The organism is Streptomyces sp. NBC_01017, assembly GCF_045162795.1.
GTDB classification, from domain to species: domain Bacteria; phylum Actinomycetota; class Actinomycetes; order Streptomycetales; family Streptomycetaceae; genus Streptomyces; species Streptomyces machairae.
Genome location: NZ_CP108683.1, coordinates 9,493,318 through 9,515,974 on the forward strand (window position 1 = coordinate 9,493,318; position 22,657 = coordinate 9,515,974).

The 22,657-nt window shown below is 70.7% G+C and carries 18 protein-coding genes and 2 pseudogenes; 11 read left to right on the forward strand and 9 right to left on the reverse strand.

The window, feature by feature from the left end; genetic code table 11:
* Window positions 1-2: 2 nt before the first annotated feature.
* The 4 genes from OG331_RS43420 to OG331_RS43435 form a co-directional block, all read right to left on the reverse strand.
* A complete protein-coding gene (locus tag OG331_RS43420; RefSeq protein WP_406207589.1) occupies window positions 3-2,441 on the reverse strand; it encodes a right-handed parallel beta-helix repeat-containing protein in 2,439 nt (812 codons plus the stop codon).
* Window positions 2,442-2,550: 109 nt separating this feature from the next.
* Complete coding sequence (locus OG331_RS43425) at window positions 2,551-3,156, reverse strand: hypothetical protein (RefSeq protein WP_406207592.1); 606 nt, start codon at window positions 3,154-3,156, stop codon at window positions 2,551-2,553.
* 179 nt (window positions 3,157-3,335) lie between these two features.
* Window positions 3,336-4,163 carry an MOSC domain-containing protein gene (locus OG331_RS43430; protein ID WP_406207594.1) on the reverse strand — a complete coding sequence of 276 codons (828 nt, stop codon included), beginning with the start codon at window positions 4,161-4,163 and terminating at the stop codon, window positions 3,336-3,338.
* A gap of 44 nt (window positions 4,164-4,207) precedes the next feature.
* A complete protein-coding gene (locus OG331_RS43435; RefSeq protein WP_406207597.1) occupies window positions 4,208-4,636 on the reverse strand; it encodes a DUF6643 family protein in 429 nt (142 codons plus the stop codon).
* Window positions 4,637-4,943: 307 nt separating this feature from the next.
* Between OG331_RS43435 and OG331_RS43440 the strand changes: the two genes are divergently transcribed.
* Complete coding sequence (locus tag OG331_RS43440) at window positions 4,944-6,236, forward strand: TerD family protein (protein ID WP_406210702.1); 1,293 nt, start codon at window positions 4,944-4,946, stop codon at window positions 6,234-6,236.
* Between the two features lie 14 nt (window positions 6,237-6,250).
* On the opposite strand, the gene OG331_RS43445 is transcribed toward OG331_RS43440, so the two are convergent.
* The gene (locus OG331_RS43445; protein WP_406207600.1) at window positions 6,251-7,444 is read right to left on the reverse strand and encodes a glycosyltransferase; all 1,194 of its coding nucleotides are present in this window, start codon (window positions 7,442-7,444) and stop codon (window positions 6,251-6,253) included.
* 39 nt (window positions 7,445-7,483) lie between these two features.
* Here OG331_RS43445 and OG331_RS43450 point away from each other — a divergent pair, with 39 nt between their 5' ends.
* A complete protein-coding gene (locus OG331_RS43450) occupies window positions 7,484-8,269 on the forward strand; it encodes a glutamate racemase (protein WP_406207602.1) in 786 nt (261 codons plus the stop codon).
* Window positions 8,270-8,374: 105 nt separating this feature from the next.
* Window positions 8,375-8,917 (forward strand): hypothetical protein, encoded by a 543-nt coding sequence (locus tag OG331_RS43455; RefSeq protein WP_406207604.1) that lies wholly within the window; start codon window positions 8,375-8,377, stop codon window positions 8,915-8,917.
* Between the two features lie 67 nt (window positions 8,918-8,984).
* On the opposite strand, the gene OG331_RS43460 is transcribed toward OG331_RS43455, so the two are convergent.
* Window positions 8,985-10,052 (reverse strand): O-antigen ligase family protein, encoded by a 1,068-nt coding sequence (locus OG331_RS43460; RefSeq protein WP_406207606.1) that lies wholly within the window; start codon window positions 10,050-10,052, stop codon window positions 8,985-8,987.
* A gap of 323 nt (window positions 10,053-10,375) precedes the next feature.
* On the opposite strand from OG331_RS43460, the gene lnt reads away from it, so the two are divergent.
* From lnt to OG331_RS43480, 4 genes are all read left to right on the forward strand, one after another.
* Entirely contained in the window at window positions 10,376-11,995 is a 1,620-nt protein-coding gene (gene lnt / locus OG331_RS43465) for an apolipoprotein N-acyltransferase (RefSeq protein ID WP_406207609.1), read from the forward strand.
* A gap of 62 nt (window positions 11,996-12,057) precedes the next feature.
* Window positions 12,058-12,537, forward strand: coding sequence for an NUDIX hydrolase (locus tag OG331_RS43470; protein WP_406207611.1), 480 nt, complete (start codon window positions 12,058-12,060; stop codon window positions 12,535-12,537).
* A 54-nt stretch (window positions 12,538-12,591) separates the two neighbouring features.
* Entirely contained in the window at window positions 12,592-13,401 is an 810-nt protein-coding gene (locus OG331_RS43475; protein ID WP_406207614.1) for a 3-hydroxybutyrate dehydrogenase, read from the forward strand.
* A 172-nt stretch (window positions 13,402-13,573) separates the two neighbouring features.
* Window positions 13,574-15,520 carry a helix-turn-helix domain-containing protein gene (locus tag OG331_RS43480; protein ID WP_406207618.1) on the forward strand — a complete coding sequence of 649 codons (1,947 nt, stop codon included), beginning with the start codon at window positions 13,574-13,576 and terminating at the stop codon, window positions 15,518-15,520.
* Window positions 15,521-15,575: 55 nt separating this feature from the next.
* On the opposite strand, the gene OG331_RS43485 is transcribed toward OG331_RS43480, so the two are convergent.
* Window positions 15,576-16,961, reverse strand: coding sequence for an MFS transporter (locus tag OG331_RS43485; RefSeq protein ID WP_406207621.1), 1,386 nt, complete (start codon window positions 16,959-16,961; stop codon window positions 15,576-15,578).
* Between the two features lie 278 nt (window positions 16,962-17,239).
* Here OG331_RS43485 and OG331_RS43490 point away from each other — a divergent pair.
* From OG331_RS43490 to OG331_RS43505, 4 genes and pseudogenes are all read left to right on the forward strand, one after another.
* Window positions 17,240-17,404: pseudogene (locus OG331_RS43490) on the forward strand (transposase family protein); the annotation flags it as partial.
* A 410-nt stretch (window positions 17,405-17,814) separates the two neighbouring features.
* Window positions 17,815-19,860 (forward strand): hypothetical protein, encoded by a 2,046-nt coding sequence (locus OG331_RS43495; RefSeq protein WP_406207623.1) that lies wholly within the window; start codon window positions 17,815-17,817, stop codon window positions 19,858-19,860.
* A gap of 89 nt (window positions 19,861-19,949) precedes the next feature.
* Window positions 19,950-20,585 (forward strand): hypothetical protein, encoded by a 636-nt coding sequence (locus OG331_RS43500; protein WP_406207626.1) that lies wholly within the window; start codon window positions 19,950-19,952, stop codon window positions 20,583-20,585.
* Window positions 20,586-20,843: 258 nt separating this feature from the next.
* A pseudogene (locus OG331_RS43505) lies at window positions 20,844-21,023 on the forward strand (hypothetical protein); the annotation flags it as partial.
* 274 nt (window positions 21,024-21,297) lie between these two features.
* On the opposite strand, the gene OG331_RS43510 reads toward OG331_RS43505, so the two are convergent.
* Both OG331_RS43510 and OG331_RS43515 read right to left on the reverse strand, forming a co-directional pair.
* Complete coding sequence (locus OG331_RS43510) at window positions 21,298-22,227, reverse strand: hypothetical protein (RefSeq protein ID WP_406207629.1); 930 nt, start codon at window positions 22,225-22,227, stop codon at window positions 21,298-21,300.
* On the reverse strand, window positions 22,224-22,640 hold the full coding sequence (locus OG331_RS43515; protein WP_406207632.1) for a hypothetical protein: 417 nt from the start codon (window positions 22,638-22,640) through the stop codon (window positions 22,224-22,226). The genes OG331_RS43510 and OG331_RS43515 overlap by 4 nt, the downstream gene beginning before the upstream one ends.
* Window positions 22,641-22,657 lie beyond the last annotated feature (17 nt).

The window sequence follows — 22,657 nt, forward strand, 5'->3', positions numbered from 1 at the left end:
GGTCAGCCCAGCTCCGGCAGATCCTCGTCGTACAGCAGCGTGAGGTCGTCCGTGCTCGGCTCGTCCAGCTGGGCGACCCGGCTCGCGTGCCGCTCCACCATCGCCTCGAAGGTCTGGCGTGCCGTGCGACCGTTGCCGAACGCCGGGCCCTTGGGGATCGCCGTGAAGTACTTCAGCAGGGCCTCGCCGAGGCCGGGGCCGAGCCGGTACTCGTGCTCCTCGGCCTGCTGCTCCACGATCCGCAGCAGTTCCTCGGGGCCGTAGTCGCTGAAGGTGATGGTCCGTGAGAAGCGGGACGCCACACCGGGGTTGATCGACAGGAAGCGCTCCATCTCGGCCGTGTAGCCCGCCACGATGACCACGACCGCGTCCCGGTGGTCCTCCATCAGCTTCACCAGCGTGTCGATGGCCTCCTTGCCGAAGTCCCGGCCCGAGTCCTCCGGCGACAGCGCGTACGCCTCGTCGATGAACAGGACCCCGCCGCGCGCCTTGTCGAAGGCCTCCTGTGTGCGGATCGCCGTGGAGCCGATGTGCTCGCCGACCAGGTCGACGCGGGACACCTCGACCAGATGTCCCTTCTCCAGGACACCCAGGGAGGCGAGGATCTCGCCGTAGAGGCGGGCCACCGTCGTCTTGCCGGTGCCGGGGGAGCCGGTGAAGACCAGGTGGCGCTTGACGGACGCCGCCTTGAGGCCCGCCTCCTGACGGCGCCGGCCCACCTCGATCATGTCGGTGAGGGCGCGCACCTCGCGCTTGACGCTCTCCAGGCCCACCAGCGCGTCCAGTTCACCGAGAACGGCCTTGGACGTCCGAGACGGCTTCTCGGGCTCCGCGGTGGCGATCAGCGGCTCCTGCTCGGTGCTGCGCTGACCGGGGATCGCGCCGAGCAGCCCGGGGGACTGCCGCGCCGTCTGCAGGGCGGGTTCCGGCGCCGACGGCGGTTGCCTGACGCCCGCGCTCTCGTCGCTGGTGCAGTCCTCCACGTCGGGGCCCGCCCCGGCCGCGTCCGGGCCGCCCTCCGCGAACTCGTACCCGCCCCGCGCGCACCGCTCCGTACGGCACTTGCGCAGCGTCGTGCGGCAGCCGTCGATCACATGGAAGCCATAGCCGGCGCTGCCCCTCACCCGGCAGTTGAGGAAGGTGCCTCGGCCGCCCGCCGACACGTAGAACCCGGCCTCCGCCGGGGACTCGACCGTGCAGCGCTCGATGGTGGGGTCGGCGCCCTTGGTGACGATCACGCCGGTCTGGGTGCCGTCCAGGGTGCAGTTGTTGAGGGTGCCGCCGCTGCCGTGGTCCCGGAACCAGGCGCCGGTCGCCGCGTCCCGGATCCGGCAGTCGTCGAGCTGCGCGGTGGCGCCGTCGCTGACCGACACGGCCGTGTTGCGCACCTGCGACAGGTCGCTGTCCACGACGTCCGCGCGCGAGCCGCGGTCGAGGACGAACAGTGCGTCCGGCACGTCGTGCACCCGGCAGGAGTCCAGCACCGCGGTGGCGCCGTCGCTGACCCACACCGCCGGGTAGTCGCCCGTGCTGTCGAAGATCTCGCACTGGTTGGCGTCCACGCGCGTGCCCGGGTCCCACACCGACAGGCCGTTGCGACCGAACTGACGCACCGTCGTGCGGGTCAGGGTGAGGACGGAGCGGGAGCGCAGGTCGACCGCGTTCTCCGGGATGTCGTGGATACGGCAGTCGGCCAGGGTCAGTACGGCGTCCGTGTCCAGCGTGACACCGTCGGCGGTGGTGCGGTGCACATCGCAGTCGGTGAGGTGGGCGGTGGCACGTCCGGTGATCTGGACGCCGGAGCCCCGGACCTCGTAGACCTCGCAACCAACTGCCTCCAGAGCGGAGTTCTCACCGGTCGCCGTCAGCCCCGAGCCCGAGGCGTGGTGAACCCGGCAGCGCTCCAGGCGGGGGTGCGCACCACCGCGTACGGCGATGCCGGCCTGGCCGGCCGCGACGACCTCGCACTCCTCGAACACGCCGCCCCCGCCGTCGAGTACGGCGATGCCGATGCCCGCCGGGTTGTCGACGGTGCAGCGGCGCACGGTCGGCCGCGCGCCACCCCGCACCTCGATCCCGGCCGCGGACCGCGTGACGATGCGGACGTCCGACAACTCCGGGGTGCCCTCCTCGACGAGCAGTGCGGGTGCCGCAGCGTCCTGGCCCTCGACATGCAGGTCCTGAACAACCGCCGAGGCGCGCACGGTCAACGGCACACCGTCCAGGGGCGCGATGCGCACCGAGCCCGGGGAGCCCTCGGGGCCGCGCAGGGTCACCGCCCGCTGGACGACGAGGTTCTCCCGGTAGGTGCCCGGCGCGACGGTGAGGACGTCACCGTCGGTCGCGGCCTCCAGGGCTGCGGCGAGCGATGCATACTCACCCGTGCGGCGCCGCCACCGCGATGTGCCGGTGTGCGTCACCTGGACCGTGCCCTGTGCCATGGCGTTGATGTGCCCCCACCTCGTAGTACGCGGGTTTTGCTCCCGAAGAGTTCGGCCGGTCCACCGTAGCGTGCGCGCGGGCGGTGGGTTGACCAGAGCGGTAAGGCCGTCAGCTGCCGGTGCCGGTCCGGCCCCAGTCCGGGCCCGCCTTGTCCCAGGCCTGGTCCCAACGCGCGTACCGGCCACGGACCATGCGCCAGACGACCAGCCGTCTGCCGCCCTCGACAAGGCCGATGGCCAGCAGGGCCGCACCGACCCCGGCGAGCACGGCGTGCGTCGCCGCGGTCGCGGAGTCCAGGGGGCGGGCCACCGTGCGGCCCTGTTGGTCCGTCCATATCTTGAACTGGTCGCCGGGCTGCGGGGTGTCGAGGCCGGCCATGACCTGCCCCTGGTGCACGCTGCCGTCCGGCGCGGTCCAGTCGGCCACCACGCGGGTACGACGGTCCCGTCCGGTGGTGGCCTCGGGGTCGGCGTCCAGCTGGGAGCCCTGCAGCTTGCGGACCACGGTCGCCGTCACCAGATGCCGGGCCGCGCGCTGGTCGCGCACGGACTCCTGAAGGGTGTCCTGGGCGAGGTCGCCGACCAGGGAGCCGACCACGGGTGTGACGACCAGGATCAGCAGCAGGGCCGCGAGGGCGACCCAGGCCTCGGCCAGATCGGTCGCACGGCACAGCGGATTGTGCCGCCAGCGCCAGAGTCCGCTGATCGCCCGCATGTCCCGCCACCCCCTTCCCGCTCCGTGATAGCCCCTCCCGGAGCCGCTCACCCGCGAGCCCGGCGAAGAGAGAGCCAAATCACCTGCCGCCAGGGCTTCTCATGAACTTCTCACGAAATGCCCAACGCACGGGCCCCCGGGCCCGGTTCCCGCATGTCGTCGCTCGTGGGAGATCTTTCTCAGTCGAGGACCGTGACCGGGTCACCGGCCCGGATCGTGCCTCGTGAGAGGGGCACCAGGTTCTGGCCGAACACCAGCTTGCCGCCCAGCCTGCGGTGCCTGCCCAGGGTGTGCAGGGGCTCCCTGCCGCGGTCCGCGGTGGCCTGGTCGGTCGTGGTCACCACGCAGCGTCCGCACTTCTTGGCGACACGGAAGGTGACCTCGCCGATGGCGATGCTCGACCAGTCGTCCTCGGCCCAGGCGACGGTGCCCGACACGACGACGTTCGGCCGGAAGCGGTTCATGGGCAGCGGACCCTCGGCCGGATGATCACCTCGGGCCAGGAGGGAGTTGAGGGCGTCGAGGGAGGCGGTCGTGGTGACCAGCAGCGGGTAGCCGTCGGCGAAGCTGACCGTCTCGCCCGGCAGGGCGTACTCCGGGTCGACGGGCCGGCACGTGCCGGGATCGGCCATGTGTACGAGGCGCACCTCGATGCCGAGATACGTGCTGCACCAGTCGTGCGCGGCCTCGTCATCGGCGGGGGCCGCCTCGACCTTGTCGCGGAAGATCTCCATCGGCACCGTGCCGGACGCGCGTGGCACGGGCACGGTCAGCGGGTCCGTGCCGGGCGCGGACAAGCGGACACCGCCGCCGGGCAACAGCTCGGCGGCGGCCAGGGCGAGGCGCGGTTGCTGGCGCTGCGTCACGACCTTTCCCCCTGCGTCGATCAGCGCCCAGCGTCGATCTCCGGCCAGCCCCCAGGGCTCCACGACGGCTGTCCGGGGCGTGGTGCCCCGGAACGCCTTGACCGGATGAACGTGGATCGACTGCAGCTGCGCTTGCCCCATGGGGTCATCGTGCCAGGTGGCGACGACAACCGTTGGGGAAGGGGTCAGTAGCCGCGGTACTGCTGGTTGTTGTACGGGTCCTGGTAGGGAGCCGCGGGACGGGGAGCCGCGGGGCGCATCGCCTCGTAGCCCATGCCGCCGGGGGCCACCGGACGAGGCTGCTGCGCCTGCGGACCCGGATAGCCGCGCGGCGCGGCCTGCTGCGGGATGTAGGCGGCGGGCGCCTGCTGCAGCGGAGCGGGCTGCTGCGCATGCGGATAACCGTAGGAGGGGTGGGACGGGGCCGCCGGGAGGGCGGGCAGTGCCGACGGGAGCGCGGGCAGGTGGCTGCCCGGGGCGTCGTACGCGGCGGGGACCCGGATCGGGGCGATCTGCGGGGTGCCCCGCTCGGCCACGAGCGAGTCGTAGATCGGAGTGTCCGGGAAGGAGGCGGAGTAGTAGCCGCCGCCATAGGTGGAGCGGGGGGAGGTCATGGCACATAAGGTAAGCCCACGATGTGCTGGTTGGGGAGACCGATAAGAGGGTTGTTTTATGTGTCCGCAGTGACGCTGGATCCCCAATGCGAGCGAACTTGGCAAAAAGGGACGCCAATCCGCGTTCGGATCGTGTAAATGCCGAGCTCCGGGCGGGTTACCGGCGGTTGACCGGCGGTTGACCACCGGTGTTCATGTGCCCCTCATGGGAGTTCGAAGTCGCGGAGAATAGGTTGACCCTGTAAGAAGCCGATGAGCTGCCAGGACGTGCCTGGCACGGTGACCCGTGATGGGGGCGGACATGTCAATGCCGAAAGGATCGAATGTTCCGGTGCCGACGACGGCACTGCGGGTCGAATTGGGCTGGCGCTCCGGACCGGGCGTGCCCGACGCGGACGCCTCGGCTCTGTTGCTGGTCGGCGGAAAAGTCCGCTCCGACGCGGACTTCGTCTTCTACAACCAGCCCGAGCACTCCTCCGGCGCCGTCCGGCACGAGGGCAAGCGGGACGCCGGCGGCCGGGTGACCGACAGCGTGCTGGTCGACCTCGCGCGCGTGGAGCCCGCGATCGAGACCGTCATCCTCGCCGCCTCCACGGACGGCGGATCGTTCGGCCAGGTCCCGGACCTCTACATCGAGGTCAAGGAGGCCGCCCAGGGCACCGCCGTCGCCCGCTTCGACAGCACGGGCGCCACCGTCGAAACAGCTTTCGTCCTCGGTGAGTTCTACCGCCGTCAGGGCGCCTGGAAGTTCCGTGCCGTCGGCCAGGGCTACAGCAGCGGCCTCGAGGGCCTGGCCATCGACTACGGCATTACGGTCGACGAACCCCAGAACGCGGCTGCCGCACCCGCGCCCGGAGCCCCGCCTGTCGCGCCCCCGATGACCACGCCCGCACCCCCGCCTCCGGCGATGCAGCCGCCCGCCATGCCGTCGGTTCCCCCGCCCGCACCCCAGGCTCCGCCGGTCAGCCTGAGCAAGGTGACGCTCACCAAGGCGGCGCCCTCGGTGTCGCTGACCAAGCAGGGCGGCACATCGGGCGCCCTGCGCGTGAACCTCAACTGGGAGGTGCGCAAGCAGTTCTCGGGCTGGGCCGGCAAGCTGGGCCGCCCGGTCGCCATGCACAACGACCTCGACCTCGACCTGTGCGCACTGTACGAGCTGACCGACGGCAGCAAGGGAGTCATCCAGTCCCTCGGCAACGCATACGGCGCCCTGCACCAGCCCCCGTACATCCACCTCGACGGCGACGACCGCACCGGCGCCTTGGCCAGCGGCGAGAACCTCACCGTCAACCTCGACCACCAGCGGGGCTTCCGGCGCATCCTGATCTTCGTGACCATCTACCAAGGTGCGCGTTCCTTCGCCGACCTGCACGCCACGGTCACCCTCACACCGCAGCACGGCGCCCCCATCGACTTCTCGCTCGACGAGTGCACGGTCCCCTCGACGGTGTGCGCCCTCGCCCTGATCACCAACACCGGCAGCGACCTGGTCGTCCAGCGCGAGGCCCGCTACCTGGTGCCCGAGCGCGGGGTGAGCCCGCAGCGCACGGTCGACTACGCGTACGCGTGGGGCATGAACTGGACACCAGGTCGCAAGTAGTCAGCCGCGAACAGTCAGACCTCGTCGGTCACCGCGTCCGGACGTGCGTAGGTGCGGCCCTTCCAGGCCGCGCCGCGCCCCCGGTAGTGCTGCACGGCGGAATCGATCGTCATCAGGAGATAGAGGAACGCGGTGAACGGCAGCAGGGGAGCGAGCCACAGCGGCTGGCGGTAGTAGCGGAGCATCGGTACATACGTCCCCGTCATCACCAGCCACGCAAGGCCGCCGACGACCGCCGCCACCGTGTCCCCGCCCGCTGGCCCCGCGACCACGGCCACGGGCGGCACCAGATAGACCAGCGCGAGCCCCGCGACCGTCCCCGCCAGCAGCAGCGGGTTGTGCCGCAATTGCGCGTACGCACTGCGCGAGACCATGCGCCACAGATCGCGCAGCCGCGGATACGGGCGCACGCTGTCCACCCGCTCCGCCAGCCCCAGCCAGATGTGGCCGCCGCCGCCCTTGACGGCCCGCGCGAGCGCCACGTCGTCGATGACCGCGTGCCGGATGGCGTCGGGAATCCGCGCCCGCTCGGCCGTCTCGGCACGCAGCAGGACGCAGCCGCCCGCCGCGGCCGCCGTCCGCGTCCCCTTCTTACCGATCCGACGGAACGGATACAGCTGCGCGAAGAAGTACACGAAGGCGGGTACGACCAGCCGCTCCCACAGACTCTCCACCCGTAGCCGGGCCATCTGCGACACGGCGTCGAAGCCCCCGGTGCGCGCCGCAGCGACCAGCTCCCGCAGGCTGTCGGGCGCATGCGCGATGTCGGCGTCCGTCAGCAGCAGGTACTCGGGGTCACGCGCGCGTGCCAGGCCGATGCCGTGGCGCATCGCCCAGAGCTTGCCGGTCCAGCCGGCCGGCGGTTCGCCGGGGGAGTCCACGGTCAGCGGCAGTCCGCCGTGCCGTCGCGCCAGCTCGCGCGCCAGCTCCCCGGTGCCGTCCGAACTGTCGTCGTCGATCAGGAAGATCTCCGCGTGCCCCGGATAATCCTGGGCGAGCAGGGACGGCAGAGACGCCGGCAGGACCGCGGCCTCGTCGCGCGCGGGGACGACGACGCAGACCGACGGCCACCGGTCCGGTTCCGTCCGATGCGGAAGCCTGACATCCGTACGCCAGAAGAAGCCCTGGCAGAGCAGAAGCCACAGCCAGGCGGCGAGTGATCCTGCGGCGGTCCACGCGATGGCGCTCACGCGCGAAGTCTGCCCCACCTCGGCAGCCCGCAAGGGGCCATCGACTATCGTGGCCGGGTGAAGATCGCGCTGATGGACTCCGGAATCGGCTTGCTCGCGGCCACCGCCGCAGTACGGCGTCTGCGACCCGACGCAGATCTCGTGCTCTCACTCGACCCGGACGGCATGCCCTGGGGTCCCAGGACTTCCGAGGATCTCACCCAGCGTGCCGTTGCCGTTGCCGTCGCCGCCGCCGCGCACCGGCCCGACGTGCTGATCGTCGGCTGCAACACCGCGTCCGTGCACGCGCTGCCCACCCTGCGCGCCCGCCTCGAACCAGCCATTCCGGTCATCGGCACGGTCCCGGCGATCAAGCCGGCCGCGGCCGGCGGCGGCCCCGTCGCGATCTGGGCCACGCCCGCCACCACCGGCAGCCCCTACCAGCGCGGGCTCATCAAGGACTTCGCCGACGGCGTCACCGTCACCGAGGTGCCGTGCTTCGGGCTGGCCGAGGCGGTCGAGCACGCGGACCAGACGGCGATCGACACCGCCGTCGCCGCGGCCGCCGCGCTGACCCCCGAGGACGTGACGACCGTCGTCCTGGGCTGCACGCACTACGAGCTCGTCTCGGACCGCATCCGCGCCGCCGTCCAGCGCCCCGGCTTCCCGCCGCTCGTCCTGCACGGCTCCGCCGGAGCGGTCGCCGCGCAGGCGCTGCGCCGGCTGGGCGAACAGCCCGCCCCCACGGCTGAAGCGAGCGGCACCCTGACGGTGCTGCTGAGCGGCCGCGAGGGAACGCTGCCCGAGCGCGCTCTCGCCTACGACGAAGGCCGTCTGCTGCAGGCGATCAGCCCCGCCCGGTAACCGGCGGTCACCAAGCGGACGCCCGCGGTCCGTCCTGGCCCGGTCGGCGCAATCACCCTCTGCAGCGCGGTACCAGCAGAGCGAAATCTGAGTAACCTCATAGCCATGAGGGACCACCCCCACGGCAGGAAGCCGCACCCCGATGTCTGGACCGGGCGGGCGACCAACCGGGTCCAATGGCTGCTGGCGCTCGTCGGCGGCGCATGCCTGGCGCTCGGGATCGAGCTGGCCATCGACTCGCCGTGGACGGACGGCGTCCTTCCGCTGGTCATGGCCGTCGTCGGCTGCATCGCGGCCGGGCTGCTGGTCCTCTTCGGCACTCTGGCGTTCGTGCACGTCGCCCTGAGGGTCGACCAGGAGTGCCTCGAGGTGCGCTGCGGCCACATCGGTGTGCCGCGCCGCCGAATCCCCCTGTCCGAGGTCGTGGGCGCGGATTTCGTCCCGCATGTCACGCCGCGCCACTGGGGTGGCTGGGGCTACCGGTGGCGGCCCGAGAAGGGCACCGCGGTCGTCGTACGGCGTGGTGAGGGCCTGGTGCTGCAGTTGTGGGACGGGCACACGTTCACGGTCACCGTGGACGACGCGGAGGCAGCCGTACGGGTCATCAGGGACCGGCTGCGGACCCGGACGGCCGACACGGCGCTCTGAGAACATTTCCCGCGAGCCGGCCCTTGGCGGCCCGGTGTGTCTGCGGACCCCTGTATCCCGCCCCGGGTCATGGGGTCTGCCGCTCGCCACGCGCGTGTGCGTCGATCTCGTGCGGCATCTGCTCCTTGACGATCGGACGTGCAGTGGCCAACCCCGCCAGCAGGCCCGCGCCCACCGACACGGTGGTGAAGCTCAGCGCGTTGCCGACCGCGGCGATCGCCGCCAGCGCCGTCAGGGCTGCGCCCGCGGTGAGCGCGACCGGGGTGGGGCGCGCGGTGCGCCACAGGGCGAACAGCATCCAGCAGAAGCCGGCTGCCAGTAGCAGCACGCCTATGACTCCCTGCTCCGCCGCCTGCTGCAACAGCGCCGAGTGCGGCTTGCCGTCGGACGGCAGCGTCTCGCTCGCCGTCGTACTGAGCTCCCCGAAGCGCCCTGGGCCCGCGCCCAGGACCGGGTCCCGGCTCGCCAGGTGCACGGCGTCGTGCCACAGCTCGATGCGGTGCCGGGTGAGCTGACCCTCCAGCCAGGCGGCGAGTCCGTCGGGCGCCACGTTGCTCGCGACGGTCCAGGTCAGGCCGGTGACCGCCGTGGCGCTCAGGGCCAGTCCGGCGATGCCCACACCGCGATGGCGGATGTGGCCGGCGGCGAGCGAGCACAGCACCACCGCGGAACAGGCGACGAAGCCGGTGGTCGAGCCCAGAACCGCCGCTGTCACCGCGATTCCGGCGGCAAGCATGCGCAGGCCCAGTCGCAGGGCTGGTGCGGAGGCGGTCCAGGCGGCGCAGCACGCGGCGCCGGCGGCGAGAGTCAGTACGGCCGCGGTGGCCCCGGCATGACCCAGCGGGACGTCGATCCGGGGCCCGGGGGAGAGGTGCGGAACGGCCAGAGTAAGGCTCACTCCTGCCAGTGCTCCGGCGCAGGGCGCGGCGACGGGCAGCAGCGCCCCGGTGATCCGGCCCGCGGCATAACCGGCGGACACGGCGAGGATCGCGAGAAGGACACCCTCGGGGCGGCCGTCGTGCACGGCAGCCGAGATCAGCGACCAGGCGGCGCAGACACCCAGAACCGCTACGCCCGTCGCGTCAGAAACGTTTCGTCTGTCGTAGTCCTCACCCGGACCTGCCGCAGACGTCATCCCCGTGACACCCACCCCGCCCCCCGAACCCGGTCCCCCGACCTGTGACGGGCCCCGGCCGCCCGGACCTGACCGGCCGGTACGACTGAGGCTCGGGCATACCGTAACGGGTGATGGCCGATTTGTGGACGTGTCGTGCAGGAACGATGCGTCACAGGAAGAACCGGGTGCAGGGATGCACTGTGCGCCTTGGTCTGCGAGGGGACGGACCGTGCGCCTCGGCCGGGGGACCACCTGTGCCCACGCCCGCGTGCGCAGGCCCGGGCCCCGCTGCCGTCGGACCGCGCTGTCGGAGCCAAGGTCGGCCGCCGTACACTCCCGGAGTGACCGTCACCGCAACTTCCGTGGGCGAGTCGGACCAGTTGGAGCCGCAGATCGCGACCGCCTCGCGCGCGGCACGGCTGGCGCGCCGCCTGGTTCCGGCCCTCGCCGCGGCGCTCTCCGGAGTGCTGCTCTACGTCAGCTTCCCGCCCCGCACTCTGTGGTGGCTGGCCCTGCCGGCCTTCGCCGTCTTCGGCTGGGTGCTGCGCGGCCGCAGCTGGAAGGCGGCCTTCGGCCTCGGCTATCTCTTCGGCCTCGGCTTCCTGCTGCCGCTGCTGGTGTGGACCGGCGTGGAGGTCGGACCCGGGCCATGGCTGGCACTGGTCGTGATCGAGGCGATCTTCGTCGCGCTGGTGGGCGTGGGCGTCGCCGCGGTGTCGAAGCTGCCGGGCTGGCCGGTGTGGGCGGCGGCGCTGTGGATCGCCGGAGAAGCGGCACGCGCGCGTGCGCCCTTCAACGGCTTCCCCTGGGGCAAGATCGCCTTCGGTCAGGCCGAGGGCGTCTTCCTGCCGCTGGCCGCGGTGGGCGGCACGCCGGTGCTCGGTTTCGCGGTCGTCCTGTGCGGATTCGGCCTGTACGAGGTCGTACGCCTGGCTGTCGAGGCGCGGCGCACGCGAGTCGTACGGCGGTCCACTGCCGCGGTCGCCCTGCTGAGCGTGGCCGTACCGGTGGTGGGCGCGGTGGCCGCACAGCCCTTGGTCAGCGACAAGGCGGAGGACGGCACCGCGACCGTCGCCGTCATCCAGGGCAATGTGCCGCGCGCCGGCCTGGACTTCAACGCCCAGCGGCGGGCCGTACTGGACTACCACGCGCGTGAGACCGAGCGCCTGGCCGCCGAGGTGAAGGCGGGCAAGGTAGCCCAGCCCGACTTCGTGCTGTGGCCCGAGAACTCCTCCGACATCGACCCGTTCGCCAACGCCGACGCCCGCGTCGTCATCGACAGGGCCGCCAAGGCGATCGGCGCGCCCATCTCCGTCGGTGGTGTCGTGGAGCGGGACGGCAAGCTGCTCAACGAGCAGATCCTGTGGGATCCGGTCAAGGGGCCCGTCGACACGTACGACAAGCGGCAGATCCAGCCGTTCGGCGAGTACCTGCCGCTGCGCTCGCTCGTCGGGGCGATCAACGAGAACTGGACCTCGATGGTCCGCCAGGACTTCAGCCGGGGCAGCGAGCCGGGTGTGTTCACCATGGACGGCGCCAAGGTCGGCCTCGTCACCTGCTACGAGGCCGCTTTCGACTGGGCCGTGCGCTCCGAGGTGGTCGACGGCGCCCAGATGATCTCCGTGCCGAGCAACAACGCGACCTTCGACCGCAGCGAGATGACCTACCAGCAGCTCGCCATGTCCCGGGTCCGCGCGGTCGAGCACAGCCGGACCGTCACGGTGCCGGTGACCAGCGGGGTCAGCGCGATCATCATGCCGGACGGGACGATCACGCAGCGCACGGGCATGTTCGTGCCCGACTCGCTCGTCCAGAAGGTGCCGCTGCGCTCCACGGAGACGCCCGCCACGCGGCTCGGCATCCTCCCGGAGATCGCGTTGCTGCTGGTCGCCGCGGGTGGTGTCGGCTGGGCGATCGGCGCCGGCATGCGCACGCGACGCGCCGGCGACGTGCAGCGGTAGGCGGATCGCGCGCCCCGGAAACCCACCGGGGGCGCCGTCACCGGCCCATTAGGGTCGTGACCATGGCTACTCCTGACTTCATTCGTACGATCCGTGCTTCGGCCGGCCATCAGCTGCTGTGGCTTCCGGGCGTCAGCGCCGTCGTCTTCGACGAGCAGGGAAGGGTCCTGCTGGGGCAGCGCGCCGACAACGGCAAGTGGACGGTGGTCAACGGCATCCCGGACCCGGGCGAGCAGCCCGCCGCTGCCGCCGCGCGGGAGGTGTACGAGGAGACGGGTGTCCGATGCGTCGTCGAGCGGGTCGTCCTCATCCGGACCGGGAGTGAGGTCACCTATCCCAACGGCGACATGTGCCAGTTCATGGACGTCACCTTCCGCTGCCGGGCGGTCGGTGGCGAGGCGCGCGTGAACGACGACGAGTCCCTGGAGGTGGGATGGTTCGAGGTGGACGCGTTGCCCGCGATGGACGAAAGTCAGCTGTTCCGGATCAAGCAGGCACAGTGCGATGAACCCACGTGGTTTGAGCACATGACCTCGGACTGAAGTATGGGCTGCGGCCATATGTGGTCAGGTGAGGGCGCTGCCTAGGGTCGAGCCATGACCCCGCCCAGCACTCTTCCCGCTCAAGGCTCGTCGTCGCCCTCTCCACTCGACCTCGGCGGCCGCACCGCCCTTGTCACCGGCGCCGCAGGCGGCATCGGCCGCGCCTGTGCGCTACGGCTGGCCGGCGCGGGGGCCAAGGTGAGAGCGGTCGACCGGGATGCCGCGGGGCTGGAGGAGCTCGCGGAGCGGAGCCGGGGGCTTGCGGGCGCCGTCGAACCGCACGTCCTGGACCTCACCGACCTGGACGCCGCCGAACTCGCCGCCGCAGGCACTGACATCCTTGTCAACAACGCCGGGTTGCAACTGGTGCGCCCCATCGAGGAGTTCCCGCCGGACGTCTTCCACACGGTGCTCACCGTCATGCTGGAGGCGCCGTTCCGGCTCATCCGTGGCGCGTTGCCCCATATGTATGGGCAGGGCTGGGGCCGGATCGTCAATGTGTCCTCCGTCCATGGGCTGCGTGCCTCGGCCTTCAAGTCGGCCTACGTGGCCGCCAAGCATGGTCTGGAGGGACTCTCCAAGACCGCCGCCCTGGAGGGCGCACCCCACGGCGTCACCTCCAACTGTGTGAACCCCGCCTATGTGCGCACTCCACTGGTGGAGAAGCAGCTCGCCGACCAGGCCGAGGCGCACGGGATTCCCGAGGAGCGGGTGCTGTCCGAGGTGCTGTTGCAGGACAGCGCGGTCAAGCGGCTCATCGAACCGGAGGAGGTCGCCGAGGCCGTTGCGTATCTGTGCAGCCCGCAGGCGTCCTTCGTGACCGGCACGTCGCTCGTGCTCGACGGTGGCTGGACAGCGCACTGATCGGGCACGGTGATCGGGCGGGCTGATCAGGCACGGTGATCTGGCGGGCTGATCAGGCACGGTGATCGGGCGGACTGATCGGCCGTGCGGTCGGTCGTACTGGTCGGCCGGTGGAGTTCCGAGTTATCCACAGGGCTGACGAGGTGGCGGTGCGATGAGTAATCCTGTCGGTATGTCTCGCGATCACGTGCAGCCCGCCGAGCGTTCCGCCGCCGATGCCGGAGCGCCCCTGAGCAGCGCCGAGGCGCCGTTCCTCGAATTGCTGGCCCGGGGCGCGTCCGCCGACGCCTACGAGCAGCCGGTGCTGCTCGCCCGCGCCGAGGGCAGAGCCACCGAGCAGATCGCCGCGCTCGAACAGGCCAAGCTGATCGCGCTGCGCGTGCGCTCCGAACTGGAAGGGCGCCGCAGGCGAGAAGCCGAACTGTCGGCCCTCTTCGAGACGGCCCATGACCTGGCCGGGCTCCGGGACCTGGACGCCGTACTGCAGGCGATCGTGCAGCGTGCCCGGTCGCTGCTCGGCACGGACGTCGCCTACCTCAGCCTGAACGACCCGGCCAAGGGCGACACCTATATGCGGGTGACCGAGGGCTCGGTCGCCGCCCGCTTCCAGCAACTGCGGCTCGGCATGGGGGAGGGCCTCGGCGGCCTGGTCGCACAGACCGCCCGCCCGTATGTCACCGACGACTACTTCAAGGACGAGCGCTTCCAGCACACCCTCGCCATCGACTCCGGCGTGCGGGACGAGGGACTGGTCGCCATTCTCGGAGTGCCGCTGATGCTGGGACACCATGTGATCGGCGTCCTCTTCGCGGCGGACCGGCGTGCCCGGGTCTTCGAACGGGAGCAGATCGCGCTGCTCGGCTCCTTCGCCGCCCTTGCCGCGGCCGCCATCGACACCGCGAACCTGCTCACCGAGACCCGCTCGGCCCTCGCCGACCTGGAGCGGGCCAACGAGATCATCCGTGATCGCAGCGGAGTCATCGAACGGGCCTCGGACGTGCACGATCGGCTCGCCGAACTCGTGCTGCGCGGCGGCGGTGTGCACGACGTCGCCGCCGCCGTCTCCGAAGTCCTCGACGGCACGGTCGAGTTCAAGGAGGCCACCGCCGCACCGGCCGGGGCGCTGGAGACCTCCCGCGTGGAAGGCCACGCGGTACGACACGAAGCCGACTGGATCGCCGCCGTGGCCGCGGGCGGCGAACTCCTCGGCGCGCTGGTCCTGCGCGGCCACCCGGGCCTCGACCCCGTCGACCAGCGCACCCTGGAACGGGCAGCGATGGTCACCTCCCTTCTGCTGCTCGCCCGGCGATCCGCCGCCGAGGCCGAACAGCGTGTCCGGGGCGAGCTGTTGGACGACCTGCTCGACGCCCGCGACCGCGACCCTCGTCTGCTGCGCGAGCGCGCTGCGCGGCTGGCCGCCGACCTCGATGCCACCCACGTCGTCCTCGCCGCCCGCCTAGAAGCCACCGCGGCCGACGCCGACCAGGAGGCAGCCGCCCGCAGACGCCTGTGGTCCGCCGCGTCCCACCTCGCCGCAACCCGGCACGGTCTGGCCGCCGCCCGCGACGGCGGCACGGTCCTGCTGCTCCCTCTCGAAGCATCGGACACGGCCACCGCGCTGGCCCGCCGCGCCGCCCGCCATCTCGGCACGGCCGTCCACGAGGCGGTCACGGTCGGTGCCTCGGCCCCGGTCGAGAACCTGGCCGCCCACCCCGACGCGGTGGCCGCCGCCTATGAGGAAGGCCGGCGCTGCCTGGACGCCCTGCGGCTGCTCGGCCGCTCCGGGGACGGTGCCGCCGCCGAGGACTTCGGGTTCGTGGGGCTGCTACTGGCCGGCGACCGCGACATCGCGGGCTTCGTGGACCGCACGATCGGCAAGGTCGTCTCCTACGACGACCGCCGCGGCACCGACCTGCTGCGCACCCTCGACGCGTACTTCGCCTGCGGGATGAGCCCGGCCCGCACCAAGGACGAACTGCACGTCCACGTGAACACGGTCGCCCAGCGCCTGGAACGCGTCGGTCGCCTCCTCGGCGACGACTGGCAGAACCCAGCCCGCGCCCTGGAGGTACAACTGGCCCTGCGCCTGCACCGGTTGTCCACACCGGAACAGCGCTGACCCCCGCACGCGCAGGCGTACGGGGGCCAGATCTCGGACCGAGGTCCGTGGTGCTTCAGACGGTGTGCGCGTCCGCCGGCCGGGCCGCCGCAGGCTCCGCGTCGTCCGCGGGCTCGATGTCGGCCAGATCGCGGTGGCGGGTCTCCTTGGCCAGCCCGACCGCGATCACCGTGAGGACGGCCGCGGCGATGACGTACAGGGCGATCGGGGTGGAGTTGCCGTAGTCGGCCAGCAAAGCGGTGGCGATCAGCGGTGCGGGGGCGCCTGCCGCGACCGAGGCGAACTGCGCGCCGATCGAGGCACCGGAGTAGCGCATCCGAGTCGCGAACATCTCGGAGAAGAAGGCGGCCTGGGGCGCGTACATGGCGCCGTGCAGGACCAGCCCCACGGTCACGGCGAGGATCAGGTTGCCGAAGCTGCCGGTGTCGATGAGCGAGAAGAACGGGAACATCCACAGCCCGACGCCGACCGCGCCGAGCAGGTAGACGGGACGCCGGCCGATCCGGTCCGACAAGGCACCCCAGGCCGGAATGACGGCGAAGTGCACGGCGGAGGCGATGAGTACGGCGTTGAGGGCGGTCTGCTTGGAGATGCCGGCCGAGGTGGTGGCGTAGACGAGGATGAAGGCGGTGATGACGTAGTAGCTGATGTTCTCCGCCATACGCGCGCCCATCGCCACTAGCACATCACGCCAGTGGTGCCGCAGTACGGAGACCAGCGGGGCCTTCTCGGCCGTGGCCGCGTGTGCGACCTTGCGTGCCTCTGCCTGGGCCAACGCCTGCTTGAAGACCGGCGATTCATCGACAGACAGACGAATCCACAAACCGACGATGACCAGTACACCGGAGAGCAGGAAGGGGATTCGCCAGCCCCAACTGACGAAGGCGCTGTCCGACAGCACGGCCGTCAGCAGCGACAGCACGCCGGTCGCCAGCAACTGGCCTGCGGGGGCGCCGGTTTGCGGCCACGAGGCCCAGAAGCCACGCCGCCGCGCGTCCCCGTGCTCGGACACCAGCAGCACGGCCCCGCCCCACTCACCACCGAGCGCGAAGCCCTGCACCAGGCGCAGTACGGTCAGCAGCACGGGCGCGGCGGTGCCGATGGTCGCGTGCGTCGGCAACAGCCCGATCGCGAAGGTCGCCCCACCCATCAGCAACAGACTCAACACCAGCAGCTTCTTACGGCCGAGCCGGTCACCGTAGTGCCCGAACACCAGCGCACCCAGCGGACGGGCCGCGAATCCGACGGCGTACGTCAGAAAGGACAGCAGCGTGCCGACGAGCGGATCGGAGTCCGGGAAGAACACCTTGTTGAAGACGAGGGCGGCGGCGGAGCCGTAGAGGAAGAAGTCGTACCACTCGATCGTGGTGCCGATGAGGCTGGCGGCGACTATGCGCTTGAGATTCCCGGGTGGTGGGGGAGCGGTTGTTGCGGAGGCCATGTTCGCCACTTCCTCGTGTGCGGTGGGGACGGGTAGGTGTCGGGACACCGTAGAAACCTGCAGGTCAGGCGCACATGTGGTGGGACACCATAGTTCGGGGCGTGGCTATGCGTCAGACCACCATGACCGCTCGGACTTGGTGCTGGCTATGCTCCGTTGAACTGGGACATTTAGGACTGATGGTGAGAGCCGTTCCGCGGCAGTAAACCCGACCGACCGGCCATCGATGCCGGTCCCGTCCGGAATCGACGTGTCCAGTTCCGCCCTGCGGTTGCTGTCGGCAAGCCCAGCCGACGCCGGCCCACCTGCGCCGCGGGCACACCTGCGCCCAGCTCGCCGCCGGGTTCGGCGTCGGCACCACCACCGCCTACCGATACATCGCCGAGACCGTCGAGGTTCTGGGTGCCCACGCCCCGACCCTCGCCGAGGCGATGACGACAGCCGTCACTTCCACTCGCCACCAGTGCCCAAGTGGGCGTGCACTTAGCCGGGTTGACCGCGCGGCGGATGACCAACGGTGCGCGGAGTCATCCGTGTCGCTCACGGTAGCGCCGCCCCGGAGACACCACCCCCAGCTCTGACCCTCAATGCCTGCGGGCGGGTTGGTGGACGTCCACAGCGACCGCTGCTCAGGGTTTGGAGGATCCGCGCTGCAACCCTCGCCAAACGTCGGCCTCATCACGTCCACTACCTGCGTTTCAGGCTGAACGCCCCAGTTGGTGACCTAGGAACGGCAACGCGGAGGCCTGTAGGAAAGTTCCAGCGCGACTCAACCCACCCACCAACCAGCCTGCGGCCCGGGGGCATACACAGTCATGAGCTCGCGGGACGGGGCCTGAAAGGACCATCCAGCGTGTCTGGACAGACGAAAAGAAGACGCTGCCTGTTCCGAATAACCACCGCCGTCACCGCCGCGGCCCTGTTACTCGGCACCGGCGTGGCGTCTGCCGCCGACGGCCCGGCTCCCAACGGGGACGGGAACTATGCTCCGTCGTCGCGGCCGGCCGCCGGGCCGGAGAAGGGCACCCGAGCCGGTGGCCGCCCCGCGTCGGGGAGCAAGCCGGAAGCCGGACCCACATGGAAGCAGAGCGGCAATGTGTGGCAGGTCGACCGCACCGTGGCGCAGCTGCGCAACTCGGTCACGGACCCGGACGGGGACAAGGCGAACCTCACCTTCGAGGTGTGGACCGTCGACACGGCCGGGAAGCCGAAGGCCAAGGTGAAGCTCACGGGCCAGAACGCCGACCCGGCCAATCAGGGCGACGTGTCCGCCGAGTACGGCGTCATCGTGTCGAAGATGGTGGCCTCGGGGTCGAAGGCCACGGTCACCGTCCCGCACGGCAACCTCAAGCCCGCCACCACCTACGCGTTCCGTACCTCCGCCTACGACGGCTCCCTGTACGAGACGGACTGGTCGCCCTACGCGACGTTCAAGACCCGGGCCCGGCAGGTCGACATCACCCTCCCGGCGCCGAAGAGGGACGCGACGGACCCGGCGTTCGACACCTCCTGGCAGCCGGTCCCCGGCTGGGGTTCCGTGCAGACCAGGGACGCCGAAGGTGAACAGCACTGTGAGGCGACCGCGCGGGGTGACCGGCTGTGCATCGCTTGGGAGCCGGCCACGAAGGCAGACTTTGAAGCCGCCCGCGAATCCAGGGCGAGGCTGAAGTCCACGCGGGCCGCGAACCCGCCGCTGCACGACTCCTGCGAAGTGGGCGCCACTCAGGGCACCTACCTGTCGATCTTCACCCGCGACAAGGCGTGCATGTACGGGAAGTTCTCCGTCCAGGTCACCGATGAGGCGGGCCTGGAGGAGAAGGGCTATCAGGAGTTCTTGTACTCCTCTCACATGAGCACGGCGCTGACCGGCACGGAGCTGAAACTGTGGGCCCGTGTCACACCGCTGCCGATGCCCGCAGGACACATGCCGTTCCCCGCCCAGCCTGGGGCGATCAAGCTGACGATCTCCCCGCAGTGCTCCGCCGGGTGCGCGGACAAACCCTCCTATGCCTGGGACGGCAAGCTGATGTGGGGCGGCTCCTACGACATCGATCCCCACGAGGAGACTGCGACGGCCACCGTGCAGTGGTCCGGCGGGGTGCCGGACGAGTCCGGGAAGAAGGACTCCGACCTCTCCCAGGCGCTGGCGTTCGCACCGTACGCGACGTTCTCCACGTCGGTGCCGGAGACGTTCCCGACAGACAACAGTCAGGGTTTCCTCGGCAACCCGGTGTTCGTGCGCTGCGACATGGTGTACTCCCCGGCGGGCTGCGTGTTCCGGGACTACATGCCCGGCTATGTGTTCAACACCGCCAAGACCCCAGCGGCTGCCGCGCACGCCTGGCTGACCCAGGCGAAGATCCGCGAAGGTGCGCCACTGAGCTACCTCCCCGACCGCAGGGGCGATACGGGCGAGCACGGTGAGCGCAACAAGTACGGCCGCGACCCCGACGCCAACCGCAGGGTCATCTGCCCGGACAGCTGGGCCGCCAAATCCGGCCACCCGGATACCACACCGGTGACCGACATCTCCGCCAGCGACAAGCCGTCCTGCGACGAGTTCACCTTCGCGGCGAGTTACAACAGCGGCGGAATGCCCTCCGACATGGGCGGCACCAACCAGGTCACCTCGGGCGACAAGTGCGCGCAGACCTACGCCACCAAGCTGTCGGACGGCACTTGGCGACTGTACGATGACGAGCGCACAGCCGCTCCGACCTGGTCCGAAGTATGCGGCCGGTCCGCGATGTCCGGGTGGGTCAACTCCACCTCGATGAGCCGCTTCCCCACGTTCGCCAAAGAGCTCCGGCTGATTGATCAGGACGCGTATTTCGTCAGGACGCCGGGCTTCGACAAGTGCGACGCCTCGAAGCCGACGATCAAGTGCGACATCCGGTAGCACGATACTGACGCACACCTCATGTGTGGCCCGGGGCCGGTCACAGGGCCGACCCCGGGCCGCGCCACACCGGAGAACGGAGACACGCAGTGAGTTCCGGCGGGATCACATGGATAGCCGACGGGGACATCTCCTGGCTCGGCTACTGCATCAAGCTGGCCCGGGGCCTGACCGGCGAACAGCTCGCCGCCCGCCTCGCCGCTCCCGGCGGCCCCGTACCGGTCGAGGCCACCACCGGGCCGCAGGCCGAAGAGCTCATCGACGAGCTCGACGGGGAGCGCGGCGACGCCGACAGCATCGCCGTCCGCTACGGCGACCACGCCGGCCTGGGCTTCGCCCTTGCCTACGGCCACTGGCCGTCCGTCCTCGGGCCCGCGTACCACGACGGGACATCCCGAGACGGGGTCCACGTCTTCGAGCTCTACTACGAGAAGCAGAACCCGAAGGTCCCGCCACCCGCATTCGCCTACTTCCACGACGACCAGTATGTGTGCGGCTTCGACATGTACATGTACACCTGGTCGCAGGAGATCACCGGCCCCGGCGCCGACCTCATCCGCGCTGAAATCGACGCGGCCGGAATCCCGGAGGAGAGGGAGAGGGACACGGCGCACCGTGCCTCCCTCGCCGTTCTGGAGCAGCGCTTCGAACTGGCGCTGCCGCGTGATCTGATCCTCGACGCGTCACTGCCCACTGCGCTCGTCAGAGGGCAGCAGCCGCGATGAGCCGTCCCCGTGATCGCGGGCGGCCCCCAGCGCTCCAGTTGGTTCGGGGTGCGCGCCGCGCCCACGTGCCCATGGCCCGGGTCCTTGAAGAGCCTTCGGCCGTGCATCGTGGTGCCCCGACATCGTCGTGCGGCTCGGCTCGCCGGCACGAGAGCAGCGAGGACACCTTGGACGAGGCACGGTTCTCGCATCGGCGTAAGCCTTAGCGTGGTTCGTGGATGCTGAAGAAGAAGAGCTGTACACCGCCGAGAAGCTCCGGTGGGGCCTCTCGCGACTGGCTTCCCGGATGCGGGCCGAGCATCAGGAAGGCCCGAACCGCTGATCCGGCTCTCCTCATCGATCCTGGCCAACCTCAAGCACCGCGGTCCGCTTGCCATCAGTGAACTGGCGGCGATCGAAGGGGTGCAGGCCCAGTCGCTGACCCGTGTCGTGCAAGACCTGGAGCGTCAGGGCAGGGTCACACGCCGCCGCCGCCGCAGCAGCAGCGACAAGCGGCGACAGGACATCCAGATCACCGAAGCGGGCGAGCAAACGTTGCGCGAGCACGTGAGGGACGGCAACGCCTGGCTGGCGTCAGCGCTCGCACGGACCATGACGCCGGCAGAGCGCGGTCTGCTGCGGCTGGCCGGAGAACTGATGCAACAACTCGCCGACCCGGGCCCTTCAGAGTCCGGGGCAGGCGGAGGTCTCCGTTTCGGGATCGGAACGGTAGTCAGTTCGCATCCTCGTTGTCCCTACCGGAGGTGCCTCTCAGCCGGTCGGTTATCGCACGTCCCGCGGCGACGGGCGAGGGTGTGCTCGGCAACCCGAGTCGTTCGGACAGATCCGCGCTGTGCAGGTCCACGGCCGTCTCGATCAGAGCGGACAGATTCTCGCTGGTGGAGCGGGCCCGTACCGTGGCCACGGCGAAGATGGCCGCGCCGAGGAGGGCGGCGGGCCACCACCATGCCGAGATCGCGAGGTAGAGCATGCCCCAGCCAAACAGCCTCGCGGCATCGCTGGTGCCGCCCCGGGCGGCGGCGATCTCGGTGCGTAGCGAGTCTGGGAGCACCGTCCACAGCCGGGGCCAGACCAGAGCGAGGTCATCCAGGCCGTTGATGCGCTGCACGCGCTCGGCGGTTCGGGCGTAACGGTCCCCGATCCGGGTGGGCCGCACCGGGCGGGCCGGGCCCAGCCGGACGCGTTGTCGTTGACGCCGCAGAGCCAAGGCGTCGGCGCGCCCTGTATCGGTCCCCTGGGCGTCGAGTTCGACGGCGTGCAGAACAGCCTCCCGCAGTCGGCGTGTTGCCCAGTCCCATCGGCGGCGGCGCGCAGTGAGCAGCCAGGCGGCGGGCGGCAGGGCGCCGGGAAGTGCCCAACAGCGCTCGGCCAGACCGCCCAGGGCGCCCGCGAGAAGGCCGACCGCGCCGGCGGTGAGCACGGCCGTGACGGCCAGCAGGATGACCACGGCCGGTGTATGCAGGGCGGGTTGCCGGGTGAGCCAGTCCAACCAGTCGCTGAGCCGGTCGAGTTCGAAGGGCGCGTCCTGGCCCAGCCGCGTTGCTGAAACCAGGACCGCGACCCACAGCAGCCCAGGTGCCACCAGGGCGGTAAGCCAGCGGTCCATCAGCCTGGTGGCCAACTCCACCAGGAACGTGTTCACCGTGTTCCCGGGCGGGGCGCATAGGGGGTCATGGCATTCGCGCCAGGGTCGGCAGCCGCGCACACCGGGGTACCCTCGCTCTCCCCGGCGAGCACCACACGCGTGCAGCGTGCCAGCGGGCACGTCCATCCCAGAGTTTCGGGGCCGGCGGGCATTCCGTGTGGCAGAGCGGGAATCGGGCCGCGCACTCGGCTCGTCAGGCCCGGCAGTCCGCGCTCGGCGGCGGCCCGGCCGATCGTGTCGAGCAGTTCCTCCAGCCGGGCCGGGTCGGGCTCCTCACGGCCTCTCAGCAGGGTCAGCAGTTCGTCGAGTGCGCCCTCAGCGGCTCCCTCGCGAACGGTCTCCCGTACCGAGGGCCAGCGACTGAGCTGGCCGCAGAGTGCCTTGACCCGTTCGCGAACCTCCATGTCCACGCTCGTTGTTCCTCCCC

Excerpts from the sequence above, each read along its gene's own strand:
- OG331_RS43470 (WP_406207611.1), top strand. The coding sequence starts at position 12,058 with ATGGCTACTCCTGACTTCATTCGTACGATCCGTGCTTCGGCCGGCCAT.
- OG331_RS43485 (WP_406207621.1), bottom strand. The coding sequence starts at position 16,961 with ATGGCCTCCGCAACAACCGCTCCCCCACCACCCGGGAATCTCAAGCGC.
- OG331_RS43425 (WP_406207592.1), bottom strand. The coding sequence starts at position 3,156 with ATGCGGGCGATCAGCGGACTCTGGCGCTGGCGGCACAATCCGCTGTGC.
- OG331_RS43460 (WP_406207606.1), bottom strand. The coding sequence starts at position 10,052 with ATGACGTCTGCGGCAGGTCCGGGTGAGGACTACGACAGACGAAACGTT.
- OG331_RS43455 (WP_406207604.1), top strand. The coding sequence starts at position 8,375 with ATGAGGGACCACCCCCACGGCAGGAAGCCGCACCCCGATGTCTGGACC.
- OG331_RS43475 (WP_406207614.1), top strand. The coding sequence starts at position 12,592 with ATGACCCCGCCCAGCACTCTTCCCGCTCAAGGCTCGTCGTCGCCCTCT.
- OG331_RS43430 (WP_406207594.1), bottom strand. The coding sequence starts at position 4,163 with ATGGGGCAAGCGCAGCTGCAGTCGATCCACGTTCATCCGGTCAAGGCG.
- OG331_RS43420 (WP_406207589.1), bottom strand. The coding sequence starts at position 2,441 with ATGGCACAGGGCACGGTCCAGGTGACGCACACCGGCACATCGCGGTGG.
- OG331_RS43440 (WP_406210702.1), top strand. The coding sequence starts at position 4,944 with ATGCCGAAAGGATCGAATGTTCCGGTGCCGACGACGGCACTGCGGGTC.
- OG331_RS43435 (WP_406207597.1), bottom strand. The coding sequence starts at position 4,636 with ATGACCTCCCCCCGCTCCACCTATGGCGGCGGCTACTACTCCGCCTCC.
- OG331_RS43480 (WP_406207618.1), top strand. The coding sequence starts at position 13,574 with ATGTCTCGCGATCACGTGCAGCCCGCCGAGCGTTCCGCCGCCGATGCC.